The 10401-nt window shown below is 59.5% G+C and carries 5 protein-coding genes; 4 read left to right on the top strand and 1 reads right to left on the bottom strand.

The annotated features are described in order from the left end of the window. Positions 1–126: 126 nt before the first annotated feature. Positions 127–4077: a trifunctional transcriptional regulator/proline dehydrogenase/L-glutamate gamma-semialdehyde dehydrogenase gene (gene putA / locus EJA72_RS18465; protein WP_157712848.1), complete on the bottom strand. Its 3951-nt coding sequence runs from the start codon at positions 4075–4077 to the stop codon at positions 127–129. A 461-nt stretch (positions 4078–4538) separates the two neighbouring features. Between putA and putP the strand changes: the two genes are divergently transcribed. The 4 genes from putP to EJA72_RS18485 form a co-directional block, all read left to right on the top strand. Then, complete coding sequence (gene putP / locus EJA72_RS18470; RefSeq protein ID WP_157712849.1) at positions 4539–6023, top strand: sodium/proline symporter PutP; 1485 nt, start codon at positions 4539–4541, stop codon at positions 6021–6023. A gap of 375 nt (positions 6024–6398) precedes the next feature. Continuing rightward, a complete protein-coding gene (locus EJA72_RS18475; protein ID WP_157712850.1) occupies positions 6399–8318 on the top strand; it encodes a type VI secretion system tip protein VgrG in 1920 nt (639 codons plus the stop codon). Positions 8319–8322: 4 nt separating this feature from the next. Next, positions 8323–9045 carry a DUF4123 domain-containing protein gene (locus tag EJA72_RS18480; RefSeq protein ID WP_157712851.1) on the top strand — a complete coding sequence of 241 codons (723 nt, stop codon included), beginning with the start codon at positions 8323–8325 and terminating at the stop codon, positions 9043–9045. Then, positions 9045–10401: DUF6531 domain-containing protein (locus tag EJA72_RS18485; protein ID WP_256679718.1), on the top strand; the 1357-nt coding region annotated here is incomplete at its 3' end. The genes EJA72_RS18480 and EJA72_RS18485, both read left to right, overlap by 1 nt.

Below are 10401 nucleotides of genomic sequence, written 5' to 3' on the forward strand. Positions count from 1 at the left end.
CTGCTCGCGATGGCGGCAGATCAGTCAATATTGAAGGTGACTGACAGACCGCTATCGCGAGCAGGCTCGCTCCCACAGGGATTGTTGTTGAACCGGGTACCTGTTGCAGGTACCCGGTTTACCGTTTTAGCCGATGGTCATCAGACTGGCATTACCACCCGCCGCAGCCGTGTTAACGCTCAACGCCCGCTCGATCACTAACCGCTCCAGCGCAATGTTGGTTTCACCCTGCGACAAGCCCTGAACCCCGACAATCGCCCCGGCACGCTTGGCCACTTGCTGGCACACCGCGCGCAACTGGTCGGAATGGCCGTGATGCAGCACTGCATCAATTACCACTTCATCTTTGTTCCAGTCGGACACCAGCTTGATCTTTGCCTGAATATCCTTCGGCAAACGTGCGAACAACGCCTTGGTCAGGTCAGCTTCCGGCCATACCGCCGAACCACCGACCGCCAACACCGCCGCCAGTTGAGTCAGCAGATCACCTTCGACGTCCGCCAGGCACAGCACGTGCTCGCGCGGCAGGATCGCGTAGCTGTTGCGCTCGCCGGTCGGGCCCGCCAATACGCGGGTGATGCCGCTCTGGGATTGCGCAGCGAATTGCACGCACAAGGTGCTCAGGTCGGCAAACTTGTTGGTGTCGGCCCAGGCCTTCAGGGACGTCAACGGTTTGCTCATGGCATCACGCAGACGAACATCCGGCGCAGCGATGGCATCACCGCGAGCAAAGGATTGTTCGATCGCATCGGTAGGACGCGTCGACAACAGACGGTACAGGTACAGCGGGCCACCGGCTTTCGGACCGGTACCCGACAGGCCTTCGCCACCGAACGGTTGCACGCCCACCACGGCACCCACGATGTTGCGGTTCACGTAGACGTTGCCGGCGTTGACGTTGTCGATCACCTTGGCGATGGTCTCGTCGATGCGGGTGTGCACGCCCAGCGTCAGGCCATAACCGGAGGCATTGATCTGACCGATCAACTGGTCGATGTCTTTACGCTTGTAGCGCACCACGTGCAGCACCGGGCCGAAGATCTCGCGTTGCAGCTCATCGAAGCTTTCCAGTTCGATCAGCGTTGGCATCACGAATGTGCCGCGTTTGACTTCTTCGCTATTGGCGATGGCCACCTGGTACACGCTGCGACCTTTGTCGCGCATGCCCTGGATGTGCTTCTCGATGCCGGCCTTGGCTTCGGCGTCGATCACCGGGCCGATGTCCACGGACAGGCGCTCGGGGTTGCCGAGACGGCATTCAGCCATGGCACCCTTGAGCATTTCGATGACACGGTCAGCGGAATCTTCCTGCAGGCACAGCACGCGCAGTGCCGAGCAGCGTTGACCGGCGCTGTCGAACGCCGACGATACGACGTCGATGACCACTTGTTCTGTCAGTGCCGAGGAGTCGACGATCATGGCGTTCTGGCCGCCGGTTTCAGCGATCAGTGGAATCGGACGGCCCTGGTTGTCGAGGCGACCTGCGATGTTGCGTTGCAGCAGGCGAGCAACTTCGGTGGAGCCGGTAAACATCACGCCTTTGACGCGATCGTCGCCGACCAGACCGGCACCGACGGTTTCGCCACGGCCCGGCAGCAGTTGCAGCACGCCTTCCGGAATCCCGGCTTCGAGCAGCAGGCGTACGGCCTGGGCGGCGATCAGCGGGGTTTGCTCGGCAGGTTTGGCCAGCACCGGGTTACCGGCGGCCAGTGCGGCAGCGACTTGACCACTAAAAATCGCCAGCGGGAAGTTCCACGGGCTGATGCACACCACCGGGCCCAATGGGCGGTGGGCGTCGTTGGTGAAATCGTTGCGTGCCTGTACCGCGTAATAACGCAGGAAGTCCACGGCTTCACGGACTTCGGCGATGGCGTTGGCGAAGGTCTTGCCGGCTTCGCGAGCCAGCAGGCCCATCAGCGGCTGGATCTCGCCTTCCATCAGGTCGGCAGCGCGTTCCAGAATGGCGGCGCGTTCGGCGGGCGGGGTGGCCTGCCAGATCGGTGCGGCGTTCAGGGCGCATTGAATGGCGTTGTCGACGTCTTCGACGGTCGCTTCCTGTACGTGACCGACCACGTCGCGCAGATCCGACGGGTTGAGCACCGGCGCCGGTGTTTCAGTGCTGGAAGCGCAGCCGAGCATCGGCGCGGCTTTCCAGTGATTGTGCGCGGTGGCCAGCAGGGCGCAGGACAAGGACGCCAGACGATGTTCGTTGGCCATGTCGATGCCGCTGGAGTTGGCGCGCTCGGTGCCATACAGATCACGCGGCAGCGGAATACGCGGGTGCGGCAGGCCGAAGCCGCCTTCCAGCGTTGCCATTTGCTCGATGCTGGCCACTGGATCGGCCACCAGTTCCTGAATCGAAATGGACTGGTCCGCGATGCGGTTGACGAACGAGGTGTTCGCGCCGTTTTCCAGCAGGCGACGAACCAGGTACGCCAGCAGTGTTTCGTGGGTCCCGACCGGCGCGTACACGCGGCACGGACGGTTCAGCTTGCCTTCGGACACTTTGCCGACAACTTGCTCGTACAGCGGTTCGCCCATGCCGTGCAGGCACTGGAACTCGTACTGGCCCGGGTAATAGTTCTGACCGGCAATGTGATAAATGGCCGACAAGGTGTGGGCGTTGTGCGTGGCGAACTGCGGGTAGATGACTTCCGGCACCGAGAGCAGTTTGCGGGCACACGCGATGTAGGAAACGTCGGTGTACACCTTGCGGGTGTAGACCGGATAGCCTTCCAGGCCTTCGACCTGGGCGCGCTTGATTTCGCTGTCCCAGTACGCGCCTTTCACCAAGCGGATCATCAAGCGATGACGGCTGCGGCGAGCCAGGTCGATCACGTAGTCGATCACGTACGGGCAACGTTTCTGATACGCCTGGATCACGAAACCGATGCCATTCCAGCCAGTCAGCTGCGGCTCGAAGCACAGGCGCTCAAGCAGGTCCAGCGACAGCTCGAGGCGATCGGCTTCTTCGGCGTCGATGTTCAGGCCGATGTCGTACTGCTTGGCCAGCAAGGTCAGCGACAGCAGGCGCGGGTACAACTCATCCATCACACGCTCGTACTGCGCGCGGCTGTAACGTGGGTGCAGTGCCGACAGCTTGATGGAAATGCCCGGGCCTTCATAAATCCCACGACCGTGGGACGCTTTGCCGATCGAGTGAATGGCTTGTTCGTACGAGGCCAGGTACTTCTGCGCATCGTGCTCGGTCAGTGCGGCTTCGCCGAGCATGTCGTAGGAATAGCGGAAGCCCTTGGCTTCGAACTTGCTGGCGTTGGCCAGGGCTTCGGCGATGGTTTCGCCGGTCACGAACTGCTCGCCCATCAGGCGCATGGCCATGTCGACGCCCTTGCGGATCATCGGCTCGCCGCTCTTGCCGATGATGCGGCTCAGGGATGACGTCAGGCCTGTTTCGTTGTGCGTGGACACAAGCTTGCCGGTCAACAGCAGGCCCCAGGTCGCGGCGTTGACGAACAGCGACGGGCTGTTGCCCAGGTGCGGCTGCCAGTTGCCGGTGCTGATCTTGTCGCGGATCAGCGCATCACGGGTGCCTTTGTCCGGGATGCGCAGCAGGGCTTCGGCCAGGCACATCAGTGCCACGCCTTCCTGGGACGACAGGGAAAATTCCTGCAGCAGGCCCTGAACAATACCGGCACGGCCGCCGGCGCTTTTCTGATTACGCAGTTTTTCGGCAATCGAAGACGCGAGCTTGTTGGTCGCTTCGGCCATCGCTGCCGGCAGGCGCGCCTGTTCGATCAGCATCGGCACCACTTCCGGTTCCGGTCGGCGGTAAGCGGCAGTGATAGCGGCTCGCAGCACGGATTGCGGGAGGATGCTTTCGGCGAATTCGAGGAAGCACTGGTGGGCGTGATCCAGAGGCGCATCGACAGCATCGTCGGAATCCTTGGTCAAGCCGCTCAGCTCAGTCAGGGTTGCACCCCCCTCGAGTTTCTCCAGGTAATTGAAGATTGCCTGTTTGATCAGCCAGTGCGGTGTGCGATCAATCGAGGTCGCGGCCGCCTTGAGGCGTTCGCGGGTCGGGTCGTCAAGTTTGACGCCAAGGGTGGTGGTGGCCATTTCTTATCCTCATGTTTGCCACGACCGCGTGGCATCAGCTGGCGGCAAGATTAGCTGGGCAATCTGAGAGGTGCAACCGGGTGCAACCCTTTTTTTGTCGGAATGTTACGCAGCTCGTCAGGAAATAAATTCCGGTACGAACGTACCGCTCCTGCTTGGTGCTTTTGCTTCTAGTAACGAGTTTTCACTGCGCTAAAAGGGAGCAAAAAAGAGGTTTTTATGTAAATACCTTGCAGGTGCAACTTATTCTCAAGAAATGGGTTGCACCTTATTTGCTTTGTTGAATAGGATTCGCGCCCAAAGTGCAACCTGTCAAAAAGACCGGTGCACCGGCTGATGGCTTTCCTGGGGAAACATCAGTCCTGAACGCGCGGGCCCCGTGAAATCGTCTGATCAAACAGTGTCGTTTGTCAGCGTTTCAACCCCGCCGCTACATAAAAACAAAGCCAGGGCATCACTTAATGAGCGTTAGCAATCCAACCCTGATCACGTTCGTGATCTACATCGCAGCAATGGTGCTGATCGGCTTCATGGCCTATCGCTCCACCAACAACCTGTCCGACTACATCCTGGGCGGCCGTAGCCTGGGCAGCGTCGTGACCGCATTGTCCGCCGGTGCTTCCGACATGAGCGGCTGGTTGCTGATGGGCTTGCCGGGCGCAATCTATATGTCCGGTCTGTCCGAAAGCTGGATCGCCATTGGCCTGATCGTGGGCGCGTACCTGAACTGGCTGTTCGTCGCCGGCCGTCTGCGCGTGCAGACTGAGCACAACGGCGACGCACTGACCCTGCCGGACTATTTCTCCAGCCGTTTCGAAGACAAAAGCGGCCTGCTGCGGATCATCTCTGCGATCGTGATCCTGGTGTTCTTCACCATTTACTGCGCCTCCGGCATCGTGGCTGGCGCCCGTCTGTTCGAAAGTACATTTGGCATGTCCTACGAAACGGCGCTGTGGGCCGGCGCTGCGGCGACGATTGCCTACACCTTTGTCGGTGGTTTCCTGGCTGTCAGCTGGACTGACACCGTACAAGCCACACTGATGATCTTCGCCCTGTTGCTGACGCCGATCATCGTGCTGCTGGCCACCGGCGGTATCGACACCACGTTCCTGGCCATCGAGGCGCAAGACCCGGGCAACTTCGACATGCTCAAAAACACTACCTTCATCGGCATCATCTCGCTGATGGGCTGGGGCCTGGGCTACTTCGGCCAGCCGCACATCCTGGCGCGCTTCATGGCGGCAGATTCGGTCAAGTCGATCGCCAACGCCCGCCGCATCTCCATGACCTGGATGATCCTGTGCCTGGGCGGCACCGTCGCTGTAGGTTTTTTCGGTATTGCCTACTTCTCGGCCAACCCTGCCGTGGCGATGCCCGTCAGTGAAAACCACGAGCGTGTGTTTATCGAGCTGGCGAAAATCCTGTTCAACCCGTGGGTCGCCGGTGTGCTGCTGTCGGCCATTCTGGCGGCCGTCATGAGTACCCTGAGCTGCCAGTTGCTGGTGTGCTCGAGTGCCCTGACCGAAGACTTCTACAAAACCTTCCTGCGTAAAAGCGCTTCCCAGGTCGAGCTGGTCTGGGTCGGCCGTGCCATGGTGCTGCTGGTTGCCCTGATCGCGATCGCGTTGGCCGCTAACCCGGAAAACCGCGTGCTGGGTCTGGTCAGCTATGCATGGGCTGGTTTCGGTGCTGCGTTTGGTCCAGTCGTGTTGATCTCCGTGATCTGGAAAGACATGACCCGCAACGGCGCACTGGCCGGCATTCTGGTCGGCGCGATCACCGTGATCGTGTGGAAACACTTCGAACTGCTGGGGCTGTACGAAATCATCCCGGGTTTCATCTTCGCCAGCCTGGCGATCTACATCGTCAGCAAACTGGGCTCGCCGACTGACGGCATGCTTCAGCGCTTCGCCGCTGCCGAGGCTGATTTCCGCCTGAACAAGTGATGGGGGGAGCTGAGGCTCAGACCTTTCGCCGAACATGAAAACGGCCCGCTTCCTTTGGAGGCGGGCCGTTTTTTGTTGGCGGGGGAACGTTTGGTGTTGCCGATTCCGCTTTCGCGGGCAAGCCTTGCTCCTACAGGTGTTTTGTCGTTCACACTTATTTGAACCACCGCAATTCCGTAGGAGCGAGGCTTGCCCGCGAAGGCGTAACTGTAGTCACCTCCGACCTTTCTGAGGGAATGTCTGTAGTTCCCCGTCCTGATTTTTGAAGGAAGATTCCCTAAAAAAGTAGGGCATTTCTGATTTTCCTGTCCCTGCGCTAACACCCGTTTTCCCTCATGCAGAATCGCCCGCCTTCACTCTGCAGAGACACATCGGATGTTCGCTCCTGCTAATCAACCACGTTTTACGTTGACCGTCGACGGCGACCAGCATGACCTCAAAGTCCTTGAGTTCACTGGCAAGGAAGCCATCAGCCAGCCCTACCGCTTTGATCTGGAACTGGTCAGCGAGCGTCCGGACATCGACCTTGAAAGCCTTCTGCACCGTCAGGCGTTTCTGAGTTTCGATGCACAAGGTGCCGGCATTCACGGTCAGATTTATCGCGTGGGGCAGGGCGATTCCGGAAAACGTCTGACGCGCTATCAAGTCAGCCTGGTGCCGCAACTTGCGTACTTGAGCCATCGCATCAATCAGCGGATTTTCCAGCGCAAAAGCGTGCCCGAGATCATCGAGACGGTCCTCAAGAATCACGGGATTTTTAACGAAACCGGCTTCAAGTTTCAGCTCGGCAGCGACTACGCCCAGCGCGAGTACTGCGTTCAATACGCGGAAAGCGATCTGGCATTCATCCAGCGGTTGTGTGCCGAAATCGGCATTCATTACCACTTCCAGCACAGCCCTGATGGGCATCTGCTGATGTTTGGTGATGACCAGACTTTTTTCCCTAAAACACCTGAGACGCCCTATTTTCCGGGCAGTGGCATGGCGGCGGATGCGCCGGCCATCAAGTGCTTCAGCCTGCGTATGGAAACCCGCACGAATGCGGTCACCCGGCGCGATTACGACTTCAACAAGCCGCGCCTGCAACTTGAAAGCCGTATCGACAGTGAACAGCATCCGGTGCTGGAGGATTACCGGTTTCCCGGCCAGTTTTCCAATCGCGAGTACGGCGAGCAGTTGGCGCAGCGAACACTTGAGCGCCACAACGCCGATCACCGTCAGGCTAAGGGGCACAGTGATCAATCCGCATTCGTCAGCGGAGGATTGTTTCTCCTCTCCAAACACCCGCGCTCGCAGTGGAATGCCCAGTGGCTTCTGACTGAAATCGAGCACCGTGGCCGACAGCCGCAAGTGCTGGAGGAGTCGGCGCCCAACGATGGCCCTGATGATTTCCAGGGCTATCGCAATACGTTCCTGGCAACGCCGTCGGACGTTTTGTTTCGTCCGTCGTTGGGGCCGGACAAGCCAAGCGTGCCCGGCTATCAATCCGCCGTGGTCACGGGGCCGGCCGACAGCGAAATCCATTGCGACGAGTACGGTCGCGTCAAGGTGCAGCTCGCGTGGGATCGCGACGGCGAGCGGAACGAGCATTCCAGTTGCTGGCTGCGTGTTGCCACTGGTTGGGCGCACGACGGCTATGGCATTGCGCTGATTCCTCGAGTCGGCATGGAAGTGCTGGTGGGGTTCATTGATGGCGATGTCGACAAGCCGCTTGTCATGGGCTGCCTGCCCAATGGGGCCAACTCGTCGCCGTTGAATCTGCCCGCCGATAAGACCCGCAGCATTTTCCGCAGTCGCAGTAGTCCGGGGGGCAGCGGTTACAACGAATTACGCATCGAGGATCGCAAAGGCGCCGAGGAAATCTACCTGCGGGCGCAGCGAAACTGGAATCAGCACGTGCTAAGCGACATGCACGTCCAGGTCGGAAACCAGCGCAGCGCGGTGGTCAGCGCAAACGACAACCTGCACGTTCACGGTGATAGATTCATCCGCGTCGCCAGCCAGACCCTCAACGCGAGCGGCCAATTCCACGTCAACGCCGGCCAGCAAGTGGTCATCGACGGCGGTGCCAGCGCCACGATTCAGGCCGGGGGGCACTGGATCACTATCGGTCCCGCCGGGATTTTCAGCAGCGTGCCGATCGAGCTCGGTGGTGCGCTGATGCCGACAATCGGCGCCTCAACTACTCAACAAAAACTGTCCGCACTCAGCGTCGCACAGATCCTGAGCCTGAAAAGCGACGCTCCATTCTGCGAAGAATGTGAGCGCTGCAAAGGGGGTGTCTGTGCAGCCTGAGCGCATGTCACCCGAGATCTGGCTAGAGCGCCAACCGCTTGAGCCGTCCGAGCAGTTGTTCGCGGTTTTTGGCAGTGCCAGCGCCGCCGAACCCTTCAAGGCTTGGCAAGGTTCCAGCCCGGCCCATGCGCCGAGGCCCATTTGGGCGAACACCGCGTACGCCGAGTGGGAACCGGTGATGCCCTATGTGGGAATTGTCGAGCCGGGCAGTGAGTTTCTGGAGTGGGTCGCCAACACCGCGTCTTGCGACTGGGGCTGGTTGATCGTGACTTCGGCGAGCCTTGAGGCGCTGGTCGAACATTTTCGAAGCCTTACTCAAGTGCTTTTACCCAACGACAGCGCGGTGTTTTTCCGCTTCTGGGACGGTCGTTACTTGTTGCCGATTCTTCAGTCTGCCGACGTCAACGCTGCGCAGTTAATGCCGGTGATCAGCCGCTGTTTGATTAACGGCCAGCCGCTCGACATCGGTGGCAGCGCCCTGAAAACCACTCGGGTTTTTCCATGGTGGGAAGTGACGGCGCCCCTGCTCGAACAACTCGGGCAAGCGTCCGCGACAACCCGCATCAACAACTTGCTGCAATGGCTGAGCGAGGAGCGCCCGGATCTTTTCGAGGCGTTTTCCGAAAGCGTTTTGCAGCACAAGGTTGCGACTTTTCTGGAAGAGCCTGACCTGCCGGAAGCCCCGACATCAGCCTTGGTGGAATACCTGTTGATGGAGCTGGACTGATGGATCAGATCGAACGGATTGAGCAGGAGCTCGACGGTTTCAAAGGCACGCTGAGTTTATATCGCGAGCAACTCCGGGGCTTTTTAAGTCGCAATGCCGACAAGGTCAGCCGGGCGATGGATCTGCCATCGCTGATGGACATGGACCGCAAGATCACACTCGGCAATACCACCAAGTCGGTGAGCCGCAGTGATGACGATTTTTTCTCCAGTGTGGCGCAGTGTCCGCTCAACGAAATCCTGGAAATCGAGAGCAAGTTCGAATCGATCTACAACATTCCGCTGGGGAATATTCAGGTTGATGTGATTGCCGAGGAGGGCGGCGAGAAGACCACGGTCACGCTTGATAAAAACGGCAGGGGGAAGTTTAAAGGTGTCGCTGGAAAGTTCTATCGGGTTCATGTCCAGAGTGAAGTGACCCCGAAGCAAGTTGAAGAACTCTTCTCTTCTTACGACGGCCTGACCCAGCAGTTGGAAGATTGGCTGCGTGTTGAGTGGCAAGGCTTCAAACCGCAATGGTCGCAGCAATCCGCATCCGCTTCGCTGACGGCGGCAGGTAACGGACTACTCGCAGGAGGCTGGTCAGCGATTCAGGCTGTTTGGGATGGCATCGGTGAGCTTGCCGACATCCTGAAAGACCCCAATGCCTTTGTCGAGAAGCTGGGTGAAAGCGCGGATGAACTGGCCAAGCTCGCGAAAAGTGCGCCTGACAAGTTCGAAAGCGCCATGTTGCTGGCCAGTGATGAGGCCGCACTGTGTTTGCTGATGCGCACCGCCACGTTGTGGCTGGAAATGCTACCGCCTACGCAACTGGCCGGGTCATCGGCCGAGGCTATTTCCAAAGTGGTCGTCGGCTTGGTCATCGACCTGCTGATCGGTCTGGTGCTCAGCGTGGTCGGGGTTGGCGTCGCCTGGTTGGCAGTGCGCCTGGCCCAGTACAGCGCTCAGATTTTTCAGGCGGCGCTGGCATTCGTGAAGTCGATGGTCACGATCATCAACAACTTCATGGACTATGTAAGCCGCTACAAAAAAGTCGCCGCACGGGGCATTTCGGCCGCTCCGAAAAACGGTGCCATGCAGTTGCGCTGGGACGCCAAGCGCAACACCACGCTCAAACAATACGAACACCGCGACGACGCCTCGACCCAGGCGAAAAACCCCAACGGCGACCCCGCCGATTCCGCCGATAAAACCGCCACCCACCAATGCCCGGTGTCGATGGTCACCGGTGAAGAACTGCTGACCCTTACTGATGGTGCGCTGGACGGTATTTTGCCGTTCGACTTCACCCGGCTCTACCGCACCAGCGCCGCCGAAATCGACAGCGGCCTCGGTTTTGGCTGGAGCCACAGCCTGG

The sequence above is a fragment of the Pseudomonas sp. PB120 genome (genome assembly GCF_009761815.1).
Classification (GTDB): Bacteria; Pseudomonadota; Gammaproteobacteria; order Pseudomonadales; family Pseudomonadaceae; genus Aquipseudomonas.